The 26,985-nt window shown below is 62.7% G+C and carries 25 protein-coding genes; 15 read left to right on the top strand and 10 right to left on the bottom strand.

What is annotated here, in order from left to right; genetic code table 11:
• Positions 1 to 12 precede the first annotated feature (12 nt).
• From AC3A6I_RS00695 to AC3A6I_RS00665, 7 genes are all read left to right on the top strand, one after another.
• Entirely contained in the window at positions 13 to 3,438 is a 3,426-nt protein-coding gene (locus tag AC3A6I_RS00695) for a response regulator (RefSeq protein ID WP_487541083.1), read from the top strand.
• The gene (locus AC3A6I_RS00690; RefSeq protein WP_487541082.1) at positions 3,435 to 4,283 is read left to right on the top strand and encodes a CheR family methyltransferase; all 849 of its coding nucleotides are present in this window, start codon (positions 3,435 to 3,437) and stop codon (positions 4,281 to 4,283) included. Before AC3A6I_RS00695 ends, AC3A6I_RS00690 begins: the two co-directional genes overlap by 4 nt.
• Positions 4,273 to 4,836, top strand: a complete 564-nt coding sequence (locus AC3A6I_RS00685) for a chemotaxis protein CheB (protein WP_487541081.1) — start codon at positions 4,273 to 4,275, stop codon at positions 4,834 to 4,836. The genes AC3A6I_RS00690 and AC3A6I_RS00685 overlap by 11 nt, the downstream gene beginning before the upstream one ends.
• Positions 4,823 to 5,905 (top strand): response regulator, encoded by a 1,083-nt coding sequence (locus AC3A6I_RS00680; protein WP_487541080.1) that lies wholly within the window; start codon positions 4,823 to 4,825, stop codon positions 5,903 to 5,905. The genes AC3A6I_RS00685 and AC3A6I_RS00680 overlap by 14 nt, the downstream gene beginning before the upstream one ends.
• A gap of 138 nt (positions 5,906 to 6,043) precedes the next feature.
• Positions 6,044 to 8,473, top strand: a complete 2,430-nt coding sequence (locus AC3A6I_RS00675) for a membrane-bound PQQ-dependent dehydrogenase, glucose/quinate/shikimate family (RefSeq protein ID WP_487541079.1) — start codon at positions 6,044 to 6,046, stop codon at positions 8,471 to 8,473.
• 152 nt (positions 8,474 to 8,625) lie between these two features.
• A complete protein-coding gene (locus tag AC3A6I_RS00670) occupies positions 8,626 to 8,829 on the top strand; it encodes a CsbD family protein (protein WP_487541078.1) in 204 nt (67 codons plus the stop codon).
• 51 nt (positions 8,830 to 8,880) lie between these two features.
• Positions 8,881 to 9,162, top strand: coding sequence for a DUF6894 family protein (locus AC3A6I_RS00665; protein WP_487541077.1), 282 nt, complete (start codon positions 8,881 to 8,883; stop codon positions 9,160 to 9,162).
• A gap of 102 nt (positions 9,163 to 9,264) precedes the next feature.
• Here the strand turns inward: AC3A6I_RS00665 and AC3A6I_RS00660 are convergent, their stop codons facing one another.
• From AC3A6I_RS00660 to coxB, 6 genes are all read right to left on the bottom strand, one after another.
• Positions 9,265 to 9,816 carry an AAA family ATPase gene (locus tag AC3A6I_RS00660; protein WP_487541076.1) on the bottom strand — a complete coding sequence of 184 codons (552 nt, stop codon included), beginning with the start codon at positions 9,814 to 9,816 and terminating at the stop codon, positions 9,265 to 9,267.
• 115 nt (positions 9,817 to 9,931) lie between these two features.
• Positions 9,932 to 10,954: a c-type cytochrome gene (locus AC3A6I_RS00655; protein ID WP_487541075.1), complete on the bottom strand. Its 1,023-nt coding sequence runs from the start codon at positions 10,952 to 10,954 to the stop codon at positions 9,932 to 9,934.
• Positions 10,951 to 11,562 (bottom strand): cytochrome c oxidase assembly protein, encoded by a 612-nt coding sequence (locus tag AC3A6I_RS00650; RefSeq protein WP_487541074.1) that lies wholly within the window; start codon positions 11,560 to 11,562, stop codon positions 10,951 to 10,953. The genes AC3A6I_RS00655 and AC3A6I_RS00650 overlap by 4 nt, the downstream gene beginning before the upstream one ends.
• On the bottom strand, positions 11,559 to 11,963 hold the full coding sequence (locus AC3A6I_RS00645) for a hypothetical protein (protein ID WP_487541073.1): 405 nt from the start codon (positions 11,961 to 11,963) through the stop codon (positions 11,559 to 11,561). The genes AC3A6I_RS00650 and AC3A6I_RS00645 overlap by 4 nt, the downstream gene beginning before the upstream one ends.
• Positions 11,960 to 14,455 carry a cytochrome c oxidase subunit I gene (ctaD, locus tag AC3A6I_RS00640; RefSeq protein WP_487541072.1) on the bottom strand — a complete coding sequence of 832 codons (2,496 nt, stop codon included), beginning with the start codon at positions 14,453 to 14,455 and terminating at the stop codon, positions 11,960 to 11,962. The genes AC3A6I_RS00645 and ctaD overlap by 4 nt, the downstream gene beginning before the upstream one ends.
• On the bottom strand, positions 14,452 to 15,387 hold the full coding sequence (gene coxB / locus AC3A6I_RS00635; protein WP_487541071.1) for a cytochrome c oxidase subunit II: 936 nt from the start codon (positions 15,385 to 15,387) through the stop codon (positions 14,452 to 14,454). The genes ctaD and coxB overlap by 4 nt, the downstream gene beginning before the upstream one ends.
• 128 nt (positions 15,388 to 15,515) lie before the next feature.
• On the opposite strand from coxB, the gene AC3A6I_RS00630 reads away from it, so the two are divergent.
• The 6 genes from AC3A6I_RS00630 (at position 15,516) to AC3A6I_RS00605 (ending at position 23,041) form a co-directional block, all read left to right on the top strand.
• A complete protein-coding gene (locus tag AC3A6I_RS00630; protein ID WP_487541070.1) occupies positions 15,516 to 16,025 on the top strand; it encodes a cytochrome b in 510 nt (169 codons plus the stop codon).
• Positions 16,026 to 16,291: 266 nt separating this feature from the next.
• Positions 16,292 to 17,062: a L,D-transpeptidase family protein gene (locus AC3A6I_RS00625; protein ID WP_487541069.1), complete on the top strand. Its 771-nt coding sequence runs from the start codon at positions 16,292 to 16,294 to the stop codon at positions 17,060 to 17,062.
• A gap of 63 nt (positions 17,063 to 17,125) precedes the next feature.
• Positions 17,126 to 17,542, top strand: a complete 417-nt coding sequence (locus tag AC3A6I_RS00620) for a hypothetical protein (RefSeq protein WP_487541068.1) — start codon at positions 17,126 to 17,128, stop codon at positions 17,540 to 17,542.
• A 519-nt stretch (positions 17,543 to 18,061) separates the two neighbouring features.
• A complete protein-coding gene (locus tag AC3A6I_RS00615) occupies positions 18,062 to 20,023 on the top strand; it encodes a peptidoglycan DD-metalloendopeptidase family protein (RefSeq protein ID WP_487541067.1) in 1,962 nt (653 codons plus the stop codon).
• Entirely contained in the window at positions 20,020 to 21,621 is a 1,602-nt protein-coding gene (locus AC3A6I_RS00610; RefSeq protein ID WP_487541066.1) for a L,D-transpeptidase family protein, read from the top strand. Before AC3A6I_RS00615 ends, AC3A6I_RS00610 begins: the two co-directional genes overlap by 4 nt.
• A 199-nt stretch (positions 21,622 to 21,820) precedes the next feature.
• The gene (locus tag AC3A6I_RS00605) at positions 21,821 to 23,041 is read left to right on the top strand and encodes a L,D-transpeptidase family protein (protein ID WP_487541065.1); all 1,221 of its coding nucleotides are present in this window, start codon (positions 21,821 to 21,823) and stop codon (positions 23,039 to 23,041) included.
• Between the two features lie 27 nt (positions 23,042 to 23,068).
• On the opposite strand, the gene AC3A6I_RS00600 is transcribed toward AC3A6I_RS00605, so the two are convergent.
• Positions 23,069 to 23,455 (bottom strand): MerR family transcriptional regulator, encoded by a 387-nt coding sequence (locus AC3A6I_RS00600; protein ID WP_487541064.1) that lies wholly within the window; start codon positions 23,453 to 23,455, stop codon positions 23,069 to 23,071.
• A gap of 40 nt (positions 23,456 to 23,495) precedes the next feature.
• On the opposite strand from AC3A6I_RS00600, the gene AC3A6I_RS00595 reads away from it, so the two are divergent.
• Positions 23,496 to 24,458, top strand: coding sequence for a cation efflux transmembrane domain-containing protein (locus AC3A6I_RS00595; RefSeq protein WP_487541063.1), 963 nt, complete (start codon positions 23,496 to 23,498; stop codon positions 24,456 to 24,458).
• The gene (gene lspA / locus AC3A6I_RS00590) at positions 24,455 to 24,925 is read left to right on the top strand and encodes a signal peptidase II (RefSeq protein WP_487541062.1); all 471 of its coding nucleotides are present in this window, start codon (positions 24,455 to 24,457) and stop codon (positions 24,923 to 24,925) included. The genes AC3A6I_RS00595 and lspA overlap by 4 nt, the downstream gene beginning before the upstream one ends.
• A 22-nt stretch (positions 24,926 to 24,947) precedes the next feature.
• On the opposite strand, the gene AC3A6I_RS00585 is transcribed toward lspA, so the two are convergent.
• From AC3A6I_RS00585 to AC3A6I_RS00575, 3 genes are read right to left on the bottom strand one after another with little or no spacing between them, the layout of a single operon-like run.
• Complete coding sequence (locus AC3A6I_RS00585) at positions 24,948 to 25,601, bottom strand: DsbA family protein (protein WP_487541061.1); 654 nt, start codon at positions 25,599 to 25,601, stop codon at positions 24,948 to 24,950.
• A complete protein-coding gene (locus AC3A6I_RS00580; protein WP_487541060.1) occupies positions 25,598 to 26,056 on the bottom strand; it encodes a disulfide bond formation protein B in 459 nt (152 codons plus the stop codon). Before AC3A6I_RS00580 ends, AC3A6I_RS00585 begins: the two co-directional genes overlap by 4 nt.
• A 7-nt stretch (positions 26,057 to 26,063) precedes the next feature.
• Positions 26,064 to 26,984 carry a cation diffusion facilitator family transporter gene (locus tag AC3A6I_RS00575; protein ID WP_487541059.1) on the bottom strand — a complete coding sequence of 307 codons (921 nt, stop codon included), beginning with the start codon at positions 26,982 to 26,984 and terminating at the stop codon, positions 26,064 to 26,066.
• Position 26,985: the final 1 nt, after the last annotated feature.

Genomic DNA, 26,985 nt, shown 5'->3' with positions numbered 1-26,985 from the left:
GCAGACTTTCCAATGAACCGTCGGCAAGACCCCAAGACATCGACCCAGATACTCGGTCTGGACCTGAGCGTAGCGTTGGGCCTCGTCGCCGCGTTTCTGTTTTTCGTCGCGAGCGGCGTGATCGCGTACCTCAACTTCGACGCGCTTCGGATAGGCAACCAGAGGATCGTCCAGACACACCAGGCAATCGTGTCGCTGGACGTCCTCCTGTCACTCGTGCAGGACGCCGAAACCGGTCAGCGGGGCTTCTTGCTGACCGGTGAGGAGACGTACCTCGCGCCGTACTCTGCAGCTCTTCGCGCCATTCCGGGTCAGCTGGGCGAGATCGGGCGAATTACCTCGATCAATGCCGGGCAGGACGAAGCGCTCGTGGTGTTGGGCCAACGCGTCGATGCCAAGCTCGCAGAGTTGGCGCAGACGATCGAACTGATGCGCACCGGCCAGACCGATGCCGCGCTCGCTGTGGTCAGGTCGGATACGGGCAAGCAGGAGATGGATGCCATCCGAGCGCAGATCGCCTCGATGGCGCAGGAGGAGACGCGGGTTCGCGGCATTCGCCTAGCCGAGATGGACGGTGCGCAGCAGCGTGCTTTCCTCGGCACCCTTTTGTCCGCCTTGCTCGGCATACTGTTGACAGCCGTGATCGCATACCTTGTGCGCCGGGCGACCGATGCGCGCAGACGCGAGGAATGGCTTCAGTCCGGTGAAGTCGGCCTGAGCGTTGCCATGATGGGCGATCGTCCGATCGAACAATTGGGCGAGAGCATCCTCGACTACCTCTCCCGGTACACGGGCGCGGTGGCCGGCGCGATGTTCGTGAGCAGTGGCGAGAACTTCCTGCGGGCCGCCGTGCATGGCGTTCCACAGGACGCGGTCATCCCATCCAAGTTCGGCCCGCGGGAGGGTCTGCTTGGTCGGGCCGTCGGCGAACGCCGGTCGATCGTTGTCGAGGACGTTCCGGAAGGATATCTGGCCTTCGGTTCCGCACTTGGGCAGGACAAGCCCAGGCATCTTGCGATCGTGCCCGGTCTGGTCGACGAACAAGTCAATTCGGTTGTCGAGCTTGGCTTCCTGCGCCCGGTCGACGAGCGGATCATCGCCCTGCTCGACCGCGCTTCTGAGGCGGTAGCGATCGCGGTGCGATCGGCGGCCTATCGGGGTGAGCTGCAAAACCTGCTCGAAGAGACCCAACGCCAGGCCGAGGAGCTGCAGACCCAGAGCGAGGAGCTACGCGTCTCCAACGAAGAACTTGAAGAGCAGAGCCGCGCGCTGAAGGAATCGCAGGTGCGCCTGGAGCAGCAGCAGGTTGAGTTGGAGCAAACAAATGCTCAGCTCGAGGAGCAGGCCCAGCAACTGGAAACCCAGCGGGACGATCTCGAGCGCGTCAATATCTCGGTCGAGCTGAAGGCAAGGGAACTCGAGCAGGCGAGCCAGTACAAGTCCGATTTCCTCGCCAACATGTCGCATGAGCTTCGGACACCCCTGAACTCCTCGCTCATCCTAGCCAAGCTGCTCGCCGACAATCCCGAGGACAACCTGACCGACGAGCAGGTGAAGTATGCGAAGACGATCCAGTCCTCCGGCAACGACCTGCTGAACCTCATCAACGACATCCTGGACCTGTCCAAGATCGAGGCTGGTCACGTTGAGATCCGCCCCGAAACGGTCGTCGTGGAGCGCGTCACCGGCAACCTTCGGCAGGTCTTCCAGCCGCTAGCTCAGGACAAGAAGCTGGACTTCTCGGTCGAAGTGGCTGCCGACGTGCCGCGCACGATCGAGACCGATCCGCAGCGGCTGGAGCAGGTCCTCAAGAACCTGCTGTCCAACGCCATCAAGTTCACCGAGACGGGCAGCGTCCGGCTATCCATCAGCGCCGGCAGCGGCGGCGCCATCCAGCTCGCTGTTTCCGACACCGGCATTGGCATTGCCAAGGACCACCAGCAAAGCGTCTTCGACGCCTTCCAGCAGGCTGACGGCACGATCAGCCGGCGATATGGCGGTACCGGCCTCGGACTTTCGATCTCGCGCCAACTGGTCCGCCTGCTGGGCGGGAGCATCGGCCTGCAGAGCGAGCCTGGTCGTGGAAGCACTTTCACCGTAACTGTCCCGGTGACCTACGATCCCGCCAAAGTGGCGCCGCGCGAACCCGCAGCGATGACGGTTTCACCGGCGCTCGCGACGGCGGTCGCGCAATCGAGCTCAACCGAACGGCCAGTGCCGCGGACGATCGAGGACGACCGGGACGCGGCCGCAGCTGACGGACGACGCATTCTCCTGGTGATCGAGGACGACACGACCTTTGCGTCCATCGTTCGTGATCTGTCGCGCGAGATGGGCTTCAAGTCGATCGTCGCCGGCACCGCCGAGGAGGCTCTGCGGCTGGCGAAAGACCATATGCCCAGCGCCATCGTGCTCGACGTTGGCCTGCCCGACCAATCTGGGTTGGCCGTGCTCGACCGTCTCAAGCAGGACGTGCGGACCCGGCACATTCCGATTCACGTCGTATCGGCTGGCGACCACACCGAGAGCGCCTATTCGCTCGGAGCGGTCGGCTTTGCCAACAAGCCGGTGACCCGCGAGCAATTGGTCGATGTGCTGCAGAAGCTCGAGACCAAGCTCTCGCAGCGCATGCATCGCGTGTTGGTGGTCGAAGACGATGCCGTCCAGCGTGACGCGGTCGCGCGGTTGCTTGGCTCCAGCGATGTGGAGACTGTTACGGCGAGCACGGCCGCCGAGTGCCTTGCGCTGCTAAAGGAACAGACGTTCGACTGCATGGTCCTCGATCTGTCGCTGCCGGATGCCTCCGGCTACTCACTGCTCGAAACCCTGAGCGCCGAGGACGCCTACTCGTTCCCGCCGGTCATCGTCTACACCGGGCGCGAGTTGTCGGGCGTGGACGAAGAACGGCTCCGCAAGTACTCCCGCTCGATCATCATCAAGGGCGCAAAATCGCCGGAGAGGCTGCTCGATGAGGTGAGTTTGTTCCTCCATCAAGTCATCTCCGATCTGCCCGACGAGCAGCAAAAGATGATCCGCAAGGCGCGCAACCGGGACGCCCTGCTCGAGGGTCGGCGCATCCTCGTGGTCGAAGACGACGTTCGCAACGTCTATGCCCTGACCAACATCCTCGAGCCGCGTGGCGCAGCGATCCAGATTGCGCGTAACGGTCAGGAAGCCCTGGACGCGCTGGCCATCGCCGACAGCGGCATCGACCTCGTGCTGATGGACGTGATGATGCCCGTCATGGACGGGCTGACCGCCACTCGCGAAATCCGCAAGAATCCGGCCTGGAAGAAGCTGCCGATTATCGCACTCACTGCCAAGGCAATGCCGGACGACCAGCAGCGGTGCATTGAGGCCGGCGCCAACGACTATATGGCCAAGCCGCTGGACGTCGAAAAATTGCTGTCGTTGGTTCGTGTCTGGATGCCGAAGTGAGCGAGCTGTCGCATTCCGATAAGGTCGAGGACATCGAGATCCGGTTGCTGCTTGAGGCGCTCTTCCTCAAGTACCACTACGACTTCCGCAACTATGCCATGGCCTCGATCAAGCGTCGCCTGAGGCAGGCGCGAGTGCAGTTTGGACTGCCAACTTTCTCGGCAATGCAGGATCGGTTGTTGCACGACCCGGAAATTCTGCCGCGCCTTCTCAGCTACCTGACCATCCAGGTGAGCGAGATGTTCCGCGACCCGGGCTACTTCAAAGCGATCCGCGAACAGGTGGTGCCGCACTTGCGGACCTACCCCTCTCTTAAGGTCTGGGTCGCCGGCTGCAGCGAAGGCGAGGAGCTCTATTCGCTCGTCATCCTGTTCCGAGAGGAAGGTCTCGAGGATCGCACGATCTTCTACGCCACGGATATCAACCATCAGGCGCTCGAGGCAGCGCAAGGCGGCGTCTTTCCGCTCGAGCGCATGCAGCTTTACACAGAGAACCACCGCAAGTCGGGGGGCAAGTCCTCTCTGTCCGACTACTATCAAGCGGCTTACGGGCGAGCGTCCTTCGACCGGACACTCCGCCGCAACGTCGTCTTCTCCGACCACAGCCTCGTCAGCGATGCCGTGTTCGGAGAGATGAACCTCATTTCCTGCCGGAACGTGATGATCTATTTCGACCGCGCCCTGCAGGACCGCGCCATCGGCCTGTTCAGCGACTCACTGGCCCGAAAGGGATTCCTTGGCATCGGCTCGAAGGAAAGCCTTCGCTTTTCCAGCCATGGTGCGGCGTTTGCCGACTTCGTGAGGGAAGAGAAGATCTATCAGAAGCGATCTACCGATGCCGGCTGAGATCGAAGCGATCGCCATCGGCGCCTCCGCGGGGGCGGTTGAGGCTTTGACCAGGCTCTTGCCTTCTCTGAGCCTCGACTTCCCGCTGCCGATCATGATCGTCGTGCACCTGCCGGCCGATCGACGGAGCGCGATGGCGGATCTCTTTCGTGCCAAATGCAAGCTCGACGTGCACGAAGCCGAGGACAAGGAGGCCATCGCAGCTGGGACGATCTACTTTGCGCCGCCGGACTACCATATGCTGGTGGAATCCGACCGGACGTTTTCCCTGTCGTGCGATGCGCCTGTACTGTTTTCCCGCCCTTCGATTGACGTCCTGTTCGAAAGCGCCGCTGATGCTTATGGGCCTGCATTGATCGGGATCGTCCTGACCGGCGCCAATGGGGATGGCGCCCAGGGACTGAGGTCGATCATCGACGCAGGCGGCCAAGGAATAATTCAGACCCCTGCCTCCGCCTTTGCTTCTGCCATGCCCGAGGCAGCCCTGACGTTGAACCCGTCGGCGAAATCCATGACCCTCGAAGCGATTGCAGAATACCTTGACCACCTTTGAGCCAAACCCGTCCCCGGTTCCGCTTCTTCTGGTCGATGACCTCGCGGAGAACCTGCTGTCGCTCGAAGCGCTGCTAAAGCGCAGCGACGTGCTGCTCCTCAAGGCGCGCTCGGGCGACGAGGCGCTGGAGTTACTACTCGAGCATGATGTCGCGCTGGCGCTTATCGACGTCCAGATGCCCGGTCTCAGTGGCTACGAACTCGCGGAACTGATGCGTGGCAACGAGCGCACCAGACGCGTGCCGATCATTTTCGTGACTGCGGGCACCGCGGATGGGGCAAGGCGCTTCCGCGGCTACGAGGCCGGTGCCGTCGACTTTATCCAGAAGCCTATCGAGCCTGACATTCTCCGCAGCAAGGTCGACGTCTTCGTCGAACTTTATCTCCAGAGGCAGCTGCTCGCGGTCCAGCGCGACGAACTCGCTGTTCGCGCCGCGGCACTGGAAGATGCCGCTAGAGGCAAGGATATCCTGCTGCGCGAGATCAACCACCGGATCAAGAATCTCTTCAGCCTGACCGCGGGCCTAATCTCAATCAGCGCACGTTCGGCGACCTCGGTTTCCGACTTGGAATCCGATCTCAGGTCTCGCATGAACGCGCTGGCGCGAGCCCACGACCTGACGCTGCCTGATCTGTCCCGCTCGGCTGATCCTGTGGCGGCCAGCACCACTGTCACTCAGCTCCTGGACGCCATTTTTGATCCCCATCGACAGCCGGGCGGCGCACATATCAACGTTTCCGGCGACGACGCTGTGCTTCGTGGTTCGGCCCTGACATCGCTGGCACTGCTCCTGCACGAGTTGGCAACGAATGCAGTGAAGTACGGAGCCTTAGCGACTCCCCATGGCCAGTTGGACGTTCAACTGTCGAACGACAACGAAGTCCTCAATCTTGTCTGGGAGGAGCAATCGGCCTCCGCATCGCCATCCGGGGTCCCTCGGGAAGGCTTCGGCACGACTTTGGAACGCGCGGCATTGCAGGGACTGAACGGCGAACTCGTAAGGGAATGGCGTCCGGAAGGTCTCCGACTTCGCCTCGTCATCCCCCTGGTCAGCTTGGCGGCCCAATAGGTTCTGGCGCTGCGGAGACGCTCAACGCGTCGTGTCAGGTCAGTAGGTCGAATTTGCCGCACGACCGGTGCGGCGAATGACGGAACAACTCCCCAATCCCTACGTTCGCGTTGCAACAAGAACATTGGGAGGATGGGTATGGCCGGAAGCACTGGGCGTGGGATTGGCTTCTGGCTGATCATGGTATTTGCGGCGATCCTCGCACTCGCCGGGCTGGCACTGCTGGGCGGCGGCATCTACCTGATCGTGCTGGGCGGGTCGTGGTACTACGCCCTCGCCGGATCTGCGCTTCTGGCTACCGCGATCCTGCTGTTCCGGCGCTCGCGTCTCGCCGTCTGGGTGTACTTGGCGCTGTTCGCAGCGACAGTGGCTTGGGCGTTGTGGGAGTCCGGCCTCAATGGGTGGGCCCAAATACCCCGCATCTTCACGCCGTTCGTCCTGCTGTTGCTTGTGCTCGCCTGCCTGCCGGGACTGAAACGCGGACCGCGAGTGGGCCGTACTACGGTCGCCGCAAGCTTGGCGGCGTTGGTGGGCGTTTTCGCCCTCGGCATCACCCTCAACAGTTCCGATCGCGAACTGGTGGCACAGGAGGCGGCACCCGGCACGCCCGTTGAGCAGCCGGCGGCCGCCGCTCCTGCAGCGGCGAACGCGAACTTCCCCATGCCCGAGATCGGCGCTGACTGGCCGGCCTATGGCGGATCGAACTTCGCCACCCGCTATTCCCCGCTCGACCAGATCACCACCGAGAACGTCACCCAGCTCGAGAAGGTATGGGAGTTCCGCACCGGCGATCTGCCGGAGGGCAACGAGAAATTCGGCAACCAGAATACCCCGATCAAGGTCGGCGACCGGCTGTTCGTCTGCTCGGCGCTGAATAAGGTCAGCGCCCTCGACGCTGCCAGCGGCAAGGTGTTCTGGACCTATGATCCGCAGGTGTCGACCGACGCCATTGGCTACAACGCCACCTGCCGCGGCCTCGCCTACTACGCGAACACCGCCGCTGCTGCGACCGACCTCTGTGCGGAGCGCGTGGTCATGAACACGCTCGACGCCCGCCTCATCGCGCTCGACCTGGAAACCGGCCAGCTCTGCAGTGATTTCGGCAATGGCGGTAGCGTCAACCTGCTCGAAGGTATCGGCGACACAGCGCCGGGCTTCTACTCCCCCACCTCCCCGCCCACCATCGTGCGCAATGTCGTGGTGACCGCCAGCCAGGTCAGCGACGGGCAGACGCGCGAAGCGCCCTCGGGCGTCGTGCGCGGCTGGGACGTGCTGACCGGTGATTTGCTCTGGGCGTGGGACATGGGTCGCCCGGGTCAGACCGGACCGCTGCCCGAGGGTGACATCTATACGCCGGGAACCCCGAACGTCTGGACCATCGCGTCCGGTGATAACGAACTCGGCCTCGTCTACATGCCGCTGGGCAACTCGGCCGTCGACTACTGGGGCGGTGACCGCAGCGCCGAGGAGAACCAGTTCTCAACTGCACTCGTCGCGCTCGACGTCACCAACGGCACAGTGCACTGGTCCTACCAGACGGTGCACTACGACATCTGGGACTACGATCTCGGCTCTCAGGGCACGCTGCTCGATTTCCCCACCGCCGATGGCCCGGTAGCAGCGCTGCTGCTGCCCACCAAGCAGGCCGAGTTCTACGTCTTCAATCGCGCTACCGGCGAACTGCTGGTGAATGTCGAGGAGCGTTCTGTTCCGCAAGGTGGCGTTGAACCCGAACGCCTCTCGCCGACGCAGCCTTTCGTCACCGATTTCCCCAACCTGCTGAAGCCCGAACTGACCGAGGCGAATATGTGGGGCATCACCCCGCTCGACCAGCTGTTCTGCCGCATCCAGTTCCACGAGGCGAGCTACGAGGGCCGCTACACTCCTCCCACCACCGATACCTACTGGATCCAGTATCCTGGCTATAATGGCGGCGTAGATTGGGGTGGCGTCGCGATCGACACGCAGCGCAACATCCTCGTCACCAACTACAACGACACCCCCAACTATAACCGGCTGGTGCCGCGCGAGGAGGTCGACCGTATCGGCATCGTGCCGCGCGGCGACCCCGGCTATGCCAACAACCCGCAAGGCACGGGCATCAGCCCGCAGGCCGAAACACCGTTCGGCATCCATGTGAATGCCGGCTGGCGTGTGCCGCTCACCGGTATGCTGTGCAAGGAGCCTCCCTATGGCGGCATCGCAGCCATCGACCTCAACACGCGTCAGGTGTTGTGGGATCGACCGTTCGGCACGGCGCGTAAGAACGGGCCGTTCCGCATCCCTTCGATGCTACCCTTCGACATCGGGACACCCAACAATGGCGGCTCCGTGGTCACGGCGAGCGGCCTTATCTTCATCGCCTCGGCCACCGACGACCTGATCCGCGCCATCGACATCGACACCGGCGAAACCATCTGGACCGACGAACTGCCGGCCGGCGGTCAAGCGGGGCCGATGGTGTACGAGGCCGAGGGCCGGCAGTTCCTCGTCATCAACGCGGCCGGCCACAACTTCATGCAGACGCCGATCGGTGACTACTTCATCGCCTACGCGCTGCCCGACTGAGTTCACCTCAGGCCGACGAGTTGGGGACGAAGCTGATGCACCGGGCAGCCGTCCATGGCCGACGGCTGCCCCAAACCTCGCTTCGCCTGTCCACGTCGGAACGAAGCCATGACGCGGGGGTTGTGCACTTACCCCAATCGAGGAGTGATATCATGGACTGGAATCGCGTCGAAGGCAGCTGGAAGCAGCTTACCGGCAAGGTCAAAGAGCAATGGGGCAAGCTCACTGATGACGATCTCGCCCAGATCAATGGCAGCCGAGAGCAGCTTGAGGGCAAGCTTCAGGAGCGCTACGGCAAGGCCAAGGACGAGGTCAAGAAGGACGTCGACGACTGGTACAACCGGCAGGGGTGGTAACCCCCCAAGGGCCGATCCGAGCAAGGATCGGCCCAAACTTATCAGGGCACCATGCCGAGATGCTTCTTCGACGTGGATGAGGACGGTACTCAGGTCATCGACGAAGAGGGCCTTGAGTTGCCCGACGACCACGCTGCCGTGCAAGCCTCAATTGCCGCAACAGAGATGGCGCCGGAGCAGGCGGGCGCAAGCCTTCCCACGTCATCACGATGTCAGTGCGCCGAGATGGCCGTGAGATTTTTTTCCTCAGTGCTGGACTGGCGTATCGAGAGCGCGTTGACCTCCGATTTGCGTGGTTTCAGGCCTGGCGCGCGGCCATCCTTCCGGAGATGACGCTTCGGCTCGTAGCCGACCGTCCAAAGTCAGCTCTACGAAGGGCTGCGGCGACAACGGTTGCAGTCGCGTTAAGCAGAGACCGCATGGTTGGGGGAGCTGCTAGCACTGCACCACAGCACGCTGTGAGGCCTCACTCACGATGAGGTCGGCGGTTTCGTCCGCGGTCAGCATACCGGTGTCCAACCACCATCCCATGTTGCCGATCTCTCTCTGCATGTTGGCAGCGGTATGGGCAAAATCATAACTAACGCGATCGCGCTCAGGCCTTGTGGCGTTGCGGTGTCGAGCAACGTCCAATGGCGGGGCGAGGACGATCAACATTAGCGGCCGCGCCGTTACGAGGCCGGCAATGAACTCCAGCTCTTCTCGCGTCTCCACAACTGTGTCGAGCACAGGTGTGAACCCGGCGTTGGCAAAATTGTTTGCCACAGAACAGGCATTAATCATTCGCAACCGCAGTTCACGCCTGCCGTCAGGTCCAGGCGCCCAGTTGCCGGCCTCGTCGAGCAACGTCGCTTTGCCTCGGACCATCAGTTGCTGCATGACGTCGCCGTCGATACGTGCTGACCGCTCCAGCCGCTCAGCGACGAGCCTTGACACGGTGGTCTTCCCGGCACCGGGCGTACCGGTGACGATGATGCATCCATCCATGGGCAATTATCTCCTGCATCTGGGCGCCCTATCGCCGGTCGAAAAAGCGGGCTGACGCGTGCGGAAAACTCGACCGGTTAGCCTCACGGCGCAAGAGGCGGCGACGGCCTCCTCGTCAATCCACCGCCCGACCATAGTGGCCCGCAAGCGCCTCGATCTCCTCGTGCGTCAGCGGCCCTTCCTCGGCATTTGGCAGGAGACGAAGCGCCTGCGCCATGATGTCGGCGTGAGCGCCGCCCCGTTTAGCGCCGTGCTCGTTGAACAGCTCGAGCTGCCGGACAAGATAGTCCCGGCTCTGCCCCATCAGCCGCGGGTACTCGGCGCGGGCGGTACCGTGACAGGAATCGCAGGCGGCGACGTCTCGATCGGGGATGCCCTTCGCCGCAATTTCGGCTCCTAAGCTAGCCGCAGGCTCCGCCAGCTCGGCGACCTGCCGTCCAAAATACTTGGAAAGCTCGTCAATCTCCGCATCGGTCAGTCGAGCTGCCGCCGTCATCATCGTACCGCTGGGTCGGGTGCCATCCCGATAGGCCAGGAGCGACGCGGCAAGATAGGCCGGCGACTGAATGTTGAGCCTGGGTGCCGCCGGCGTTCCCTCGCCGGTCTCGCCATGGCAACTGGCGCAGCCTTCACGATCAAGTCCAGCCAACTGGGAGTACTCGCCCGCAGGCATCGCCGCCATCTGGTCGAGGAATGCGACCATGTCCCACACCTCGTCGTCGCGCATCTGCGTGGGCCAGGCCGGCATGGCCGTGTGCTTGATGCCGTGCTTCACCGTCCAGAACACACGTGCGCCCGGGTGCCAGTTATCCATCTGTTGCATCAGCCGAGGTGGCCGCGGGACCAGATCGTCGGCGAACTGCTCCGGCGGTCCGGCCGGGCTGCCGTGACAATCGGCGCAGACCATCTCGTAGTGCCCTGCAGCACGTGCCGCCGCGCCCTCGTCGTCAAGGTCAGGTACCGTCAGGCCAGCCGATCGCAGCGTGATCGATTGCTGCGCCGCAGTGCCAAAGTACCAGTCGGTGACGCCCCATTGTCCGCGGCTCGCGTCGTAGTCGAGAAGGCCGGTCAGCGGCAGGATGGCGGCTGCCATTACCGCACCGACGGCGCCGACGATGTAGGGCCGGTACTTCTTCATGCCGGCCTGCGCCGCAAGACCCGCGCCATCAGGATCAAACCGCCGGCCAGATAGACCACGCCGCCAATGGCCAGCATCACCACGCCGCCCAGTTGCTGATCGGCCAGCGGCGACAGGTCAAGCCAGCCTGCGGCTCCATCATGATGGCCGGCGTATAGGGGGCGCGGTGACAGTCCGAGCAGCGCCCCCAGCAGCGTCATGTGCATCGAGGTGAAGAACAGCGCCATGGCTCCGCCCAGTGCCGCATTGCCCTGGTCGCGCCCACCCAGCGCCACCAGCCACACGAGCAGCGAGGTGCCGAAGAAGCTCGCCTGCTCCAGCGCCAGCGCCCAAGGCAGGCTACGCGAAGCATGATGCAGCGCCGGGGCATGCCAGCCCCAGACGACGACGAAATCCAGCAGGCTGACCACGATCGGAAGCGCCAGAGCCGAGGTAAAGGCGAGGCGGGGCGCCAGCCAGGTCGCGATCAACGGCACCGCTACGCCGACGACCAGCATATGCAGCAACATATGCGCGGCAAAGCTCCGCGGCACGAGCTGCGGCAGCGGGCCAGCCCATGCGAAGAGGAGGATCAGCACTCCCGCGATTCCCATCACGCGCGGGCTCATCGGCAGCTCGTGAGGTAGAGCATGGGGATCGCCACGTAGACCACCGCGACGGCCGACAGCACGCATAGCATCAAGGCCACGTGGCTGAGGAAGCGGTGCCGCTCTTCGGGCGTGTTGTGCTCGAACTCGAAGTCGTTGTCGGTGAGGCTGCGCCCCCGCACCTGCCAAAGGTGCCAGGTCGAGGCGGCGATCAGCGCCAGTGCCACCGCCGTAGCGATCACGATCACCAGCGTGGGTCCCGCGAGCGAGGCGTCGCGTCCCGCCTTGGCGCAGTAGATCGCCCCGTAGACATAGCAGAACAGGAAGTGCAGCGCCCAAACGATCGGCGCCGCAATAACCCGCCACAGGTCGGTGCCGGAGCCGGTCTCGCGTTGGACTTCTCGTGTGAGCTTGCCGGTCATGTCAGCAGCGGAAAGCCTCCGATCACCATTGCCGTCAGCAACGCGCCGAACCCGGCGAAGTGCCAGTAGAGCGTGACGTTCCACAGGTCCGCGTCGTAGCGCGGGGTCATCTTGCCGTAGAGCGAGCGAGCAAGACAGTAGCCCTGCATCAGCATGCCGGTGGCGAGGTGGAGCACCGTCCACACAACCAGCGCCCAGACGATCGCCGGGTAAGAGTTCGTGGTCGGATCGAGCCCTGTGGTCACTGGGCCGGCGACCAGCGCCGCCGCTGCCGCGGCCGCCGCGATGAATCCTCCAACCAGCGCGAGGCGGGCTTGCTGCACTCGCTCGCTCGAGTTCAACAGCCGAGCTGCCAGCGTCAGCCCCCACGCGGCGACGGCCAGCACCGCTGAGACCGCGGGCCAGGCCCAGCCCGGACCATCGACGCCATCGGGGGGAAACTGCGGATGCACCGTCCAGAAGAAGAAATATCCGAAGATCAGCGACAGGAAGGCGGTCAGGTCGCCCGTCATGGTGATGAACATCGCCCACCACCCAGTAGACTGTACGCCCGACACATAGAGCGGCAGGCGCAGGCCTTCGCCGACCTCCTTGGTCTGCTTTTCCGGGATCACCGCCGAGCCGGTCCACAGCCAGCGCAGCACAGCGACGATAAACACCAAGCCGCCAGCCGCCGTTGGCCACCACAGCTTGTAGGTGGAGAAGATGAACAGGGCACCCAGACCGATGGCGGCGATCATCGGCAGCCATGTCGGGCCACCGACGCGCAACACCTGCACCGGCCTCGCGTCGAGCACGCTGGTCACCAGGGTTTCGCGTTTCCCCTCCTTAGCGCTCGCAAGCATCCCTCGACCCTCGTCCAAGGTCTCGAGGAAGCCGTCTTGCTCCCAAAGTGGGTAGCGTGTCTGTACCGTTGGGATTGAACGCATGCCATAGGCCGGCGCCGGCACTGGCGTCGCCCATTCCAGCGTGCCCGCGTTCCAGATGTTCCGTTTTGCATCCGGCGCCCGGCATTTCGATCGCACGCAATCCCACGCGAACACCAGAAAGCCGGCGGCGAAAACGAAGGCGCCAATTGTCGAGACGAGGTTCAGCCAGGTCCAGCCCATCTCGGCGCTGTAGGTGAATACGCGTCGCGGCATGCCCAGCAGGCCGGTGAGGTGCATGGGCAGGAAGGCGACGTTGAAGCCCAGGAACATCAACCAGAACGACCAGATGCCGAGCTTGCGCGACAGCGTCTTCCCCATCGCGAAGGGATAGTAGTACTGCACCCCGGCCATCACCGGGAACAGCATGCCGCCGATCAGCGTGTAGTGCAGGTGTGCGACGACGAAGTAGCTGTCATGCGCCTGGAAATCGAACGGTGCGACCGCCACCATCACGCCGGTCAGCCCGCCGACGATGAACACCGCCAGCGCTCCGAGGCAGTACAGCATCGGCACGGAGCGAACGACCGTGCCCAGCATCACCGTGGCGATGAAGGCGAAGATCTGGATGCCGGTGGGGATCGCGACGGCCTCCGACGCCGCCGAGAAAAATCCGAGCGAGATAGAGGGCAGCCCGGTGGTGAACATGTGATGCACCCAGAGCCCGAAGCTCAGGAAGCCGGTGCCGAGCGCTGACAGGACGATCCACGAATAGCCCGCGATTGGTCGCTGCGCGAAGGTCGGCACGATCATCGCCAGCAGCGCAATGGCCGGCAGGAAGATGATGTAGACCTCGGGATGGCCGAAGATCCAGAACAGGTGCTGCCACAGGATCGGGTCGCCGCCCCGCGTTACGTCGAAGAACGGCCAGTCCAGCAACCGCTCGAGTTCGAACAGCAAGTCTCCCGCGATCAGCGGCGGAAACGCGAACAGGATCATCGCCCCGACGATCAGCACATACCAGCCGTAGAGCGGCGTCAGGTTGATATGCATGCCCGGCGCACGGCATTTCAGCACGCCGACGATCAGCTCGACAGCAGCAGCGATGGACGCGACCTCGATAAAGCTGAGGCCGAGTAGCCAGATGTCGGCGCCGATCCCTGATTGCTCGGTTGAGAGCGGCGGGTACATGAACCAGCCGGCATCAGGTGCCTGCCCAAAGAAGATCGAGCTGGAAACGAATACGCCTCCGATCAGGAAGCACCAGTAGCCGAACGCCGACAGCCGCGGGAACGGCAAGTCTCGCGCGCCGAGCATTGCTGGCAAGATCAGGATCGCCACCGCCTCGAAGATCGGCACGGCGAACAGGAACATCATCACCGTGCCATGCAGGGTGAACATCTGGTTGTAGGTCTCGGCCGAAACCAGCGTGTTGTCGGGCACAGCTAGCTGCAGCCGGATGATCAGCGCCAGCGCGCCGGCAAACAGCATGAAGGCGAAAGCAGTCGCGACGTACCAGAGCCCGACCGTCGAGTTGTTGACATCCGACCAGTAGGCCCAGCCCTTTGGTCGGGCCCAGGTTCGCTCCAACTGGGCGGTTTCCGCGGCTTTATCGTCGACGGTCATCTGAGCCCCATGAGATAGTCCGCCAGCGCCTCGCGATCGATGGCGGGCAGCGACGCATAACCCGGCATCGCCGCGCCCGGTTTTACGGTCTGCGGATCGGCCAACCAGGCCAGCAGGTTGTCGCGCGTATTGGGCAGCGTGGCTGCGCCCAGGGTTGTTCGACTGCCGAAATGCGTAAGGTCCGGACCGACCTTCCCAACCTCTGCCACGCCGCGGACGGTGTGGCAGGCGCCGCATCCGGTCGACACGAACAACTCGCTGGCGGCCGACGCCGGCGAGCCCTCGGCCTCTAGCCAGATGGGGAAGTCCGCCGGCTCATGCACGACTACCGGGAAGGCCATGAAGGTGTGCGACGGCCCGCAAAATTCGGCGCAGACGCCCCGATACGTCCCCACCTTGGTCGGCGTCAGCCGCAGCACATTGGTCCGTCCGGGGATGGCATCCATCTTGCCACCCAGCGCCGGTATCCAGAATGAGTGGATGACGTCGGTGCTGGTTAGCACGAACTCGACCGTCGCATCGTTCGGGATGTGAAGTTCGTTTGCCGTCTCCAGAACCGTCCCATCGGGGAGCTCGTAGCCAAACCGCCACCAGAACTGTTCTGCGCGCACATGCACCCGCAGTCCTGGCTCCTCGGCGGAGGTCCAGTTCGGCAACAGCGACAGGCCGTAGACAAGAAGGACTGCGAGCCCGATCGTCGGAAAAGCCACGCCGCCGCCAATGATGAAAGCGTCGGCAAATTTCTCGGTGCGTGGCCGCTTCCGACCGAGGACCGCGTAGACCGTGATCCCCATGACGATGGCCCAGACAACCACCGCGCCGCTGAACATAAACCAGGTCAGCCCCGAAAGTGCCTCGGCATCGCGACCGGCTGGATGCAGGGCGCTCTGGTTGTAAGCACAGCCGGCCAGCAGCAGGCACACGCCCGCCATCGGTAGAAAGCTCCATCTCGCTCGAGATATCCGACGCGCCAACTAAACCCCAACGTCCTGCGATGGGGCTGGAACGTGACTGGCGACGTCCGAGTTGCAGTGCAAGAACGCCGCACCCAGGAGCATGCATGGCGCCTCGCTCAGCCCCCGAGGGCTACTCGCTGGTTCAGATCATCCTGCACTGGACCGTCGCGGTACTGGTCGTTTTCCAGCTGGCGGTCAACGAAGGCGTTCAGGATGCCTTCAAGGACCGTTCAGACGGCAAGCAGACCGACGATGAAATTGGGGCAGCCCTGCATATCCTTGTCGGCCTGACGATCTTCACGCTTGCCCTAGTCCGCCTCGCCGTCCGCCTGTGGCGCGGCGCTCCCGAGGCGCACTCGACCAACCCCTGGGTCATCAATTTCGCCGGCCACGCCGCCCATCTCCTGCTCTATGGCTTCCTCTTCGCTATGCCCCTCACCGGCGCCATAGCGTGGTTCACGGGCCTCGAGCTCAGCGCCGAACTCCACGAACTCGGTCGCCTGATCCTCATCCCCCTGATCTTGCTGCACGCCCTCGGCGCATTGGCCGAACACTTCGTCTTCCGCACCAATTCCCTCGTCCGCATGCTTAAGGCCGAGCCGCCGAGCCGCTAGCTCGTCAGTCGGCAAGTATGGAACATCGCCAATTGCGTCTCAGCTTGCCGGCGTCTGGATCCACCCGCGGCGGTGGGGTCAGGGCGCCCGCCCGGCCCGCGACCACGGCCAGAGGCTGCGCGAGGGCAACGCAACACGGCAACGCGAAATATCTACTGCTTGATCCCTCGACCACCGCGCAATGGACTGTCGCGTTCCTAGCCCGAGCGAAATGATCGATTAACCAACGGTCCATACGCTGTCGGGACACTCGAGACGGGGCAGTAATGCGCGTTCATCAAATCGCTGGGGGCATCGGCTTGCTTCTCGTCTGTGCTTTGCTCACAGCCTGCTCATCTCTCGGTCTGCCGAAGGACAAGCAGCCACTATCTTCGCAGACCGCGAAGGTGCTGGCGGCTATCGACACAACGGCGGCGGCGCCGATGCTGGTACGCGTGTTCAAGGAAAGCTCGGAGCTCGAGGTCTGGAAGCCGGATAGTCGCGGTCAGTATCGGCTGCTCAAGACCTATGCGATCTGTAAGTGGTCCGGTCAGTTGGGCCCCAAGATCAAGGAGGGGGACTACCAGTCGCCCGAGGGCTTCTACAATGTGACGCCGGGCATGATGAACCCGAAGTCGGGCTACTACCTGTCGTTCAATACCGGCTTCCCGAACAAGTTTGATCGTGCCTACGGCCGGACAGGCACCAATCTGATGATCCATGGCGACTGCAAGTCGGTGGGCTGCTACGCGATGACGGATGACCAGATAAAGGAAATCTACGCTTTGGCACGTGAGAGCTTTGCGGGTGGCAATGCCAGCTTCAAGCTCGAACTCTACCCATTCCGGATGACCGAAGAGAACATGGCGAGGCACAGCGCCAACCCCAATATCGAGTTCTGGCGCAACCTCAAGCAGGGCTACGACACCCTCGGCAAGACAATGCGACCACCCACTGTAGATGTCTGTGGCGGCCGCTACGTGTTCAATGCGAGTGCCGAGGGCATGCCGACAGATGGCATGGGCGCGTGCCCGGTCACTGTGGCCTCCAACGCCTGAAGCTGGATTGTCGAGACACCGTGTCACGGTTGGCATCTGGGGTGTGTGTTCTAGACTTCGCTCATGAACCAGCTGCTTCGCTTGCCTTTCAGCGCTCTGATTGCTGCTTGCGCGACTGCAATGATGAGCCAGGGTGTCTGGGCGCATGGTGTGGAGGTCGTCCACGCGTCGCCGGGCGGTGACTTCCGCACCGTCTCGATGCACCAGTCATTTGTGCCTCCAATCACTGAACAGGTTGTGGCACAGGCGAAAAGCTGCCTGACCCTTTCAGGCGCGGCCAGTCGGGGTTCGTATCGCGCTGAACTGGCGGTGATCTTCGAGAGTGGCATCGCTGCCGAGATCCGCGTCGCGGAGATCGATCCGCCAGGCAGGATCGGGCAGTCCATCGGTGATGCTGCCAGTCGCGCGGTCCAGCGTTGCGGGCCTTACTCAGGCGTCGAAGATGGGACCATGACACTGGTGTTCGAAAGCGAAGAGTAGACGGTCCTCCGCCTGCGCGTTGACGAAGTTGTGTGCCGGTGGCGTTTGGCCACGGTTGCGGAAGAGCATTCGCGCGGTAGACTCATCGTCGATGATGAAGCTGCTTCGCACTCTTGCTTGCCTGGTTCTGGCCGTCGCTATGGCTTCGGTTAGTCTGGCTGCTTCGGCTCACGGCGCTGTCGTTATCGATGAGGCTGGCTATCATACCGACACAGTCGCCAGCGAGCTGCCTTGTGCGGACTGCGGCTCGCATCGCTTGCGGGTCTGCGCGCAATCATGCTTCGCATCGCTGGATGCAGTTGAGCCCGAGATTTCTGCACTGGGTACTGGTGCGCTCAGTATCGATCCGCCGCCGCGCGACAGCATGCGGGCGGGCAAGCCGCCCGAGCCGCTACTTGGACCGCCGATAGCCTGATCCCACTGGGGCGAGAGTCCGCCCACCATCCAGACGTCCCACGTTCTAGCGTGCGGGCTTGATGTGTTTTCCGGTCGCGTTGGCGCCGGACGGGATATCACCTCATGACTGCCTTGAATGCGGCCCTCGGCCGCCACTCCTCGCGCGGGCGAAGGCGCGTCCAGCGAGGATTTGACTACAGCGGCTTCGAGGATGCGCCGCCGCTTACGCTCCAGGCGATGGAGGGTGAACACCCGCGTGGGCGTGAACTCAGCCTCGCCTGGCTAACAGGCACTGTGATGACCGGGCTTACCTCGGTGCTGCTGATGGGTGCGGCGCTTTACGTGTCGTTCGATGGCCAAGGCAATTTCTCGACGGCATCGAAGGCGTTGACGGTTCGGCGAGATGTGCAAGTGCCGTTGGTGACCGCCGCAAAGGGTGACCGGCTGCGGCCGATCGCGCGAACACGGTCCGACGTCGAGGTGCTCGAGGCCTCGATCCAGGCCTTGGAGGGTGGACGAACCATCATTCGTAGCCAACAGTTCACACGGGTCGACGCAACCCTTGCGCTGTCAGCTACGCCGTTGGCCGAAGACATTCCGGAGTTTGATCCACTCGCGCTTGCAGCCGCGGCCGACGAGGCTACGGAGCCGGATACTGGCGCCCCCGCGCAAATATACTCGGCAAGCGTCGAGGGCGAAGTCGCCATTCGCATGGCGAAACTGATGCCCTCGTTCACTCCCGTCTCATCGATCGATGATGGTGCGGCGGCAGAGTTCGTCCGTGCCTCGTTGCAGGACGCATTCTTTGAAACATCGGTCAACCCGGTCATGGCGTATGCCGGTCAGCCCGCCGCTGTGCTCGATCTGGCGAGATCGCCCAATGCAATGGGTGTTGCCGAGAATGTCACTATCGTTCCAAGGACACCGCCCGCGTTGTTGGGAGGCGGTCGCACCGAGCGTATCGTCACGGTTCGAGAGGCCAGTTCGCTCGCAGACGTGCTGCAAAGGAATGGCTTAGGCGAAGACGCCGCCGCGAGGATCAGCCGAACGCTGGCAAATGTGCTGCCGCAGGGAACGCTGCCAGCAGACACCAAATTGCGCATCCTCATGGGACCGTCGCGGTCGTCGCCGGTGCCCGTGCCGTATCGCCTCAGCATCTATTTCCATGACCGAGCTACCGGGGAGGTTCGGCACGCGGCGACGGCGGCAATGACCGACCGTGGCGGCTACGTGGTCGGACAGGCTCCTAGCGCCATTCAGTTTCCAGAGGAGGATACCGAAGCCGCCGATGTCACGGCACTCCCCAGCATCTATCGCTCGATCTGGGAGACTGCTCGCCGTCACGAGTTGAATGACGAGACCGCCACGCAAGTGGCGGCCATGTTCGCCTACGAGGTTGATCTCACCCAGAAGGTGACGCCCGGCGACGGGATCAAGCTGCTGACCACTGCGGGAGCGTCCGGCGAGACAGAACTTATCTATGCCGCGCTCACCACCGGCAGCACGACACGTGAGCTGTTCCGCTTCCAGAACCCCGACGGGAGCGTTGACTACTACAGCCCGGACGGCACCTCAGGTAAGCGCTTCCTGGTCCGGCGGCCGGTAGAAAGTGGCGGGCGGCTGTCGAGCCGATACGGCTACAGAACGCATCCGATCTTCAAAACGCGGCGACTGCACTCCGGCGTCGATCTCGCGGCGCCGCGCGGCACGCCGATCTATGCCGGCGGCGATGGTCAGGTGGATATTGCGGGCTGGACCGGTGGCTATGGGCGCTATGTCGCGCTCGATCACGTCAACGGCTTCCGGACCACCTACGCACACATGAGCCGGATCGCCGACGGCCTGAAGCCGGGGGACCGCGTCAAGCAGGGTCAATTGATCGGCTATGTCGGATCAACCGGCAACTCTACCGGCAACCATCTTCACTACGAGATCCTGATCAACGGTCGAACGGTCGATCCGCTCAGCGTCAAGCTGCCGCGTGACAAGGAATTGCCGGCGCAGGCCGAAGCCGCGTTCGCGCGGGCCACGGCACAGATCAAACAACTCATGGAACGTAATCCGTCGGAGGCCTCGGCCCTATGAAGCTGCCCGTCTTGCTACTCATCGCCCTGTTCGCAGCTATCCCGCAGGTCGCGGCCCAAGTGACCGCGGTGGCCGTAACGCGCATCGTCATCGCTCCTGCACTCTCTGCTACCGCCAAGGCTGTGAAAGCCGAGCTGAGCAAACGGCGAGCATCCGAGCTCCAGGGTGCGCAGGACACGTATTTTTTCTACGGTGGGCGCGGCTTTGAGCCGCTTTGGCTCAATGGATCGGATGACGGGTGGTCGGTCAATCAGGCCGGTCGGTCGTTACGGGACGCGCTAGGGGGAGCCGCCGATCTTGGCCTCGATCCCAGCGACTACGCTCTTCCGCCGGCAGACCTTTCATCGCCGGAACAGGCGGCGACCTATGACCTCGCCGTCACTTCCGTGGCCGTCCACTTCGCTCAGGACAATTACGGCGGTCGGCTCGAACCGCGTTCGCTGTCCAGCAATCTCGATATGCCTCGGCCGCAGATGGCGATGCGTGACATCTTCGCATTGCTGCAGGAGGATGAGGCAGCCTCGTTGCTCATCGGACTAGCGCCAGAGGAACGTGAGTTCCAGACTCTTCTGGGCATGCTTCGGGACTACGAGGAGCCTGCTGCAACCGTCCAGCTGGGCGAAGGGCCTAGCATCAAGCCCGGCATGGTCGATCCACGTGTCCCTGCTTTGCGCGAACGCTTGTTGTTGCCCGCTAGTGATGATGGCTCGACGATCTACGATGATGCACTGGTCGAGGCGGTTGAAGTCTTTCAGGCGGAAAGCGGTCTCGTAGCGGATGGCATCTTGGGTAACGCGACCAGGCAAGCGCTCAACCGAGGCAATGCGATCACGCGCGAACTGCTCTTGGTCAATCTGGAGAAGTGGCGCTGGTTGCCGCGCAATCGTGGCACCTACCGAGTGGAAGTGAACATTCCGGAATACCGCTTGTGGGTTCGACGTAACGGCGAGGTGGTTCACGAAACCAAGGTGGTCGTAGGCACGCCAAAGAACCAGACGCCGATCTTCTACGACCAGATCAGGCATGTGGTCGTGAACCCTTACTGGAACGTCCCCTCTTCGATCGCGCGGGGCGAAGTGGGCCCGCAGGCCATCCGGGATCCCGGCTATCTGGCGAGGCGCGAGTTCGAGCTTCTCGGCGGTGATGGAACAGTGCTCGACCCGTGGACCGTGAACTGGGCAGCCGTTGCACCCGGGACATTCCCCTTCCTGCTACGCCAGAAGCCAGGTGCGTTGAATGCCTTGGGCCAAGTGAAGTTCCTGTTCCCCAACAAGCACGATGTCTACCTGCACGACACTCCCGAAAAGTCGCTCTTCGGTAGAGACCTCCGAGCTTACAGCCATGGCTGCGTGCGTGTGGAGAACCCCTTCGACTTCGCCGAGACACTGCTGGCTGACGAGCCCGGCTTCGGGCGCAGCACGCTTGAAGCCGCGTTTGGACCACGGGAGCGTTGGTTCAACATGGAGGTCAAGGTGCCGGTGTTCCTGACCTACTTCACCGTTCGGATCGACGACTCCGGCAAGGCTCGAACGTTTGCGGACGTTTACGGACACGACGAGCGGATCGCCGCCGCCCTTTCAGATGGGGTCGAGCTGTGACCGGTTCAGCATATGTGAATCGCCAGCACCATGGCCGCGTAGAACGCCGCCATAGCCGCCGCCACGAATATCGCGGCGACCATCCACCTGTTCAAAGCCATGTGTCGTCCTCTGTCGCTCGATGTAGGGCACACGGCGAAGAACACCGCCAGTCACCAGTCGCTCACATCCGTTTGACGAGAGTTCGGGGAGTTCATCGATGATCCGCAATCGCCCAAATCAGCTGTCCCGCAGGTCGTTTATTGCGGGGGCCGCCGCATTGGCCGCTCTGCCGGCCTATGGGCAGGACCAGTCCGCCAATGTCGAAAGCAACATTGCGACGGCCAGAAGCCTGGTCGACACCATCGAGCCCATACTGAGCTACGACACCTCCTACAATCTGCAGCGCGCCATCCAGAACTACGAGGCGTTCGTCGCGGCGAACGGGAGTTGGGAGCTGCCGGGTCGAGACACGTACGGGCTGAAGCTGGGGGACAATCGAAAGGCGGTGGGCCTGCTAAAACGGCGGCTGATGATCAATGGTGACATGCCGCTGCAGCAGCGGGTCAACAACGACTTCGACGCCCCACTCGATGCTGCCGTCCGTCTGTTCCAGGCGCGGCATGGTCTGACGTTAAACGGCATGATCGATGAGGTCACGTTCTATGCACTGTCGGTGCCAACTGACTACAGGTTGAACCAACTCCGTCTCAACGCGCAGCGTATCGAGAACTGGGCCCCCTCACTCACGGACCGCTACGTGGTCGTGAACATTCCGGCCGCCAGCATTGAGGCGGTCGAGACCGCGCAGGTCGTGCAACGGCATGTCGCTGTCGTTGGAAAGGTCGATCGCGCTACGCCGATCCTCAACTCCAAGGTCCATCAGGTGAAGTTCAACCCTTACTGGACGGTGCCCAAGAGCATCATCGAGAAGGACATGATCCGCTATATGAACGAGGATCCGGAGTATCTCACCAAGTACCGCATTCGCATCTTCGACGGTAAGGGTGCCGAGCTACAGCCGACCGACATCGACTGGTCGACCACCGAGGCCGTGCAGTACACCTTTCGGCAGGACCCCGGACCCGACAATTCGCTCGGGCGCTGCAAGATCGATTTCTATAACAAGCACGACGTCTACCTGCATGATACCCCGCAACAGGCGCTTTTCGGCGAGAACTCCCGTTTCTACTCCTCCGGTTGTGTCCGTGTTGAGCAGGTGGAGACGCTGATTGCCTGGTTGCTGCGCGATAATGGCAACTGGGACATCGACGCCGTGCTGACGGCCTTTGCCTCGGGCGTGCAGGACAACGTCGCGCTCGAGGTACAGGTGCCGATCCACACGACCTACATCACCGCCTGGGCCAACAGGCAAGGAACGGTGAGCTTCCGGGACGACGTCTACCAGTTCGATGCACAGGGGCTAGTCAGCTTCGGCTAAGGCGAAGTTAGCAGGAGGCTGGATGGATCACCCACTGAGCGCTTCGATGACGCGGCACTCGGCGACGACGCCCTTCCCGCACTCGGCAATCATATGCTTGAGTTCGGTGCGAAGACTCTCCAGCTTAACGATGCGGCTCTCGACGGCCTCGAGTTGCGCCTCAGCGATCCGACTCGCATCGGCGCATGAGGCTTCCGGCCGCTCCTGCAGGGCCAACAGCGCGCGTACGTCGACGAGGTCGAAACCGAGGTCGCGCGCATGGCGAATGAACCCCAGACGGTGAGCATCACCCTCTGAGTAGGCCCGCCGGCCATTAGCCAGGCGCGCCGCAATGGGGAGGACGCCGATCCGCTCATAGTATCGGATGGTTTCAATGTTCACCGAAGTGACGCGCGATAGATCGCCGATCTGCAATTTTGACCTTGCTCCTGTAGTCGCTACAGGTTGTAGCGTGATGCAGCAACTCGTCGCAAGCGTGGTTCAAACGGTCACCTCGCATGCTTCTCCACCGGCCTCGAACGGAAGGGACCAACTCATGAGTGCTGCCGCAACTGCCCGCTATCACGTAACGGGTATGGACTGCGCCTCGTGCGCTGCCAAGATCGAGGGAGCTACACGAAAGGTTCCCGGCGTCTCTGATGTGAAAGTTTCGATCGCGTCACAGATCATGACACTGGAGGTCGACGATCCGGCTGCCAGCCTGCCGGCTGTCGAAAGCGCAGTCACTGAACTCGGCTACCAACTCGATCGCATGGACAGGTCGAGGGAGCATGGGTCAGAACACGATCACGACGAGGATGGTGATGATGACCGTATCCCAGACCTGTCGCATGTCACCCCGGCCTACAAGCAGGCGCTATGGATCGTTGTGCTGCTCAATGTCGGGTACGGTGTGATTGAGATCGGCGGTAGTTTCCTGTCCGGTTCGCAAGCCCTGCAAGCGGATTCACTCGACTTCATTGGCGACGGCTTGATCTCTTTCCTCGGTCTGATTGCGGTGGGTTGGGGTCTAGCTGCCCGCGCCCGTGCAGCCCTGCTACAAGGTATTTTTCTGGCCCTGCTCGGCTTCGGCGTGATTGGGTCAACGCTGTACCGTGTGTTTGTCGAACACGAACCACAAACCCTGTTGATGGCGGGGTTTGCGATCGTCGCCTTCATCGTGAACGTGGTCGCCGCAGTCGTCCTGATCCCGCATCGCAAGGGCGACGCCAACATGCGTGCCGTGTGGCTGTTCTCGCGCAACGACGCGATCGGAAATCTCGCCGTGGTTTTTGCAGCCGGGCTTGTCTGGGCTTTGAACTCACCCTGGCCCGACCTGATCGTCGCGTTTGCCGTGGCTGGGCTATTCTTGCAGTCCGCATGGTCCATCATTCGAGATGCCCGGTCGGACCTTAAAACTGCCCACGAGACACCATGAGCGTCCGGATAGGGCTCATAGTCATGATCGCAGCGATTATCGCGATCGACTACATAACCAAGACTTGGGCTGCGACTTTGCCGGACGCGGGTCTGACGGTTTTTCCCTTCTTCGCCTTGCGCCTTGGCTTCAACACAGGGGTCAGCTTCGGCCTCCTGGCGGCGGACGGCCCGGAGGGCTACATCGTGCTCATTGTGCTTGCACTCGCGATCTCGACCTTTTTCTTTTCCCGCGCTTGGGTAGCGACAAGGGCACTCGAACGAGCGGGATATGGCGCGATCGTGGGAGGTGCGTTTGGCAATCTCATCGATCGTTTACCCGATGGCGCCGTCACCGACTTTCTAGACCTGCGTGTAGCGAGTTGGCACTTCCCAACCTTCAACTTGGCTGACGCTGCAATTGCGATCGGCGTAGGACTCCTGCTGCTCGCCGCCTTTCGAAGGCCGCTAGCAATTGGGAAAGCCTGAGGACACCCGCCGGGCAACACCCCTATGCACCGGCAGCGGCGACCTCGCTGGTGACAAGCTCATAGAGTTGCTGTGGACCGAACTCGGTCAGCGGCTTCCCGTTGACGAAGAAGGTTGGCGTTCCACGCAGGTCGATCGCCTGCACGTCCTGCGTATCCTGTGCCAGTAAGGCCGCGACTTCCGGTAGAGCAGCGTCAGCGCGCGCCTTTGTCAAGTCGAGGCCCGCCTCGCCAGCAATTTCCCAAGCGCGTTCGAGATTGGGAGCGCCGTCCTGCGCCCATTCAGGCTGTTTCTCCATTAAGGCATCGAGGACCGGGAGGAACTTGTCCTGCCTACGAGCAGCCTCGATGATGCCGACGGCTATGTCAGAGCCTTGATGCAGCGCCGCATAGCGTAGCACCAGCCTGACCTTGCCCTCGTGCATGCCCATGATCTGTTTGACGATGGGGTAGAAGGCCCGGCACGCCTCGCATGACGGGTCGAAGAACTCGGTGATCGTCACCGGCGCATCCGCCGGCCCGATGATGGGCGCATGGTCGCGAAAGAGCGCCGCCTGCACCTTGGCAGCCGCTTCGCGCGTCGCTGCAGCAACCGCCTCGCGATAGGCGAAAGTCCCACCGGTAAAGGCCACAATGCCGAGTGCCGTTACGCCCAGGACGAAGTCACGACGCTTCATTTGGCGTCTCCCTTGCGGATGCGAAGCATGAAGCCGGCGAGAGCGACGAAAGAAGCGAGCGAGAGAACCGGGATCGCGAGGCCGAGCACGGTCATTTCCGCATCGGTGCAGGAGGGACCCGCGCCGCATGGCACGATCCCTTCGGGAACGACTCCGTAATAGAGCAGCGTGTGATAGGCCGCGACGAGCAAGCCGGCCGCAGCGAAGGGCAGGCCGTAGCGCCACACGCCCAGGTCGCCCCGCCAAACCGCCACGCCGAGGATAATGGCGAGCGGGAACATCGCGGCGCGCTGGTACCAGCACAGAACGCATGGCGCCTGTCCCATAACCTCGCCGATGAAGAGCACGGCGAGCGAGGCGGCGAAGGCCAATGCCCAGGCAGTCGCCAGCGCATAATGCGCACCGTCTCTCAGGTTCAGCTCCACCGGCGTGGGGGCAGCAGTCGTTGTCGCCATGCTCTCCTCATATCGTTTGATCGGCTTCACCCTGCCGGGTTGCCGCGGTTTCGATCTGGATGGTGATGTGGTCGATGCCGAATTGCTCGTGCAATTGCTCGCGGGCCGTTCGGAGCACCATCTGCTCATCAGTGTTGTCGCCTACGACCAAGTGGCCGCTCATGGCATCGATGCCTGAAGTAATCGTCCACACGTGGAGGTCGTGCACGCCCTCGACACCGTCGATGCCGAGCAGCGCGTTTTCAAGCCGCTGCAGGTCGAACCCCGCAGGGACCGCTTCGAGCAGAATGTTCACTGCCCCCTTCAGCAGGGTCCATGTGCGCGGGACAATGAAGAGGCCTATGGCGGCACCGACAATCGGATCAGCCAAAGTCCAGCCTGTGAACATGATGATCAGCGCCGAGATGATGACGCCGATGGAACCCAGCATGTCGGCGAGCACCTCAAAATAGGCACCCTTCAGATTGAGGCTCTCTCCGGCGCCGGCCGCTAACAGGCGCATGCTGATGAGGTTGACGACCAAACCGACGACAGCGACCAGCAGCATCGGTAGCGACAGCACCTCGGGCGAAGCAAAGAAGCGCTCATAGGCTTCGTAGAGGATGTAGACGGTGAGCAGCAGCAGCACGACGGCGTTGGCGAGCGCTGCAAGCACCTCTGCCCGGAGATATCCGTAGGTTTTTGAAGGAGATGGCGGGCGGGCGGCGAACCAGATCGCAAACAGCGCCAGCGCCAGCCCGCCCGCGTCGGTGAGCATGTGCGCTGCATCCGCCAGTAGCGCCAGGCTGCCCGAAAGAAAGGCTCCGATGAACTCGACAACGAGGAAAGTGGTCGTCAGCGCCAGCGCCCACACCAGGCTCTTTCGATGCCGGGCGCCGGCGCTGCCGGTAGCTGGTCGCGAAGGTCCGTGACTGTGGCCCGCTCCCATA

This window comes from Devosia sp. Soil_C_22, assembly GCF_057657195.1.
This window is presented reverse-complemented; position numbering and strand designations above follow the sequence as displayed.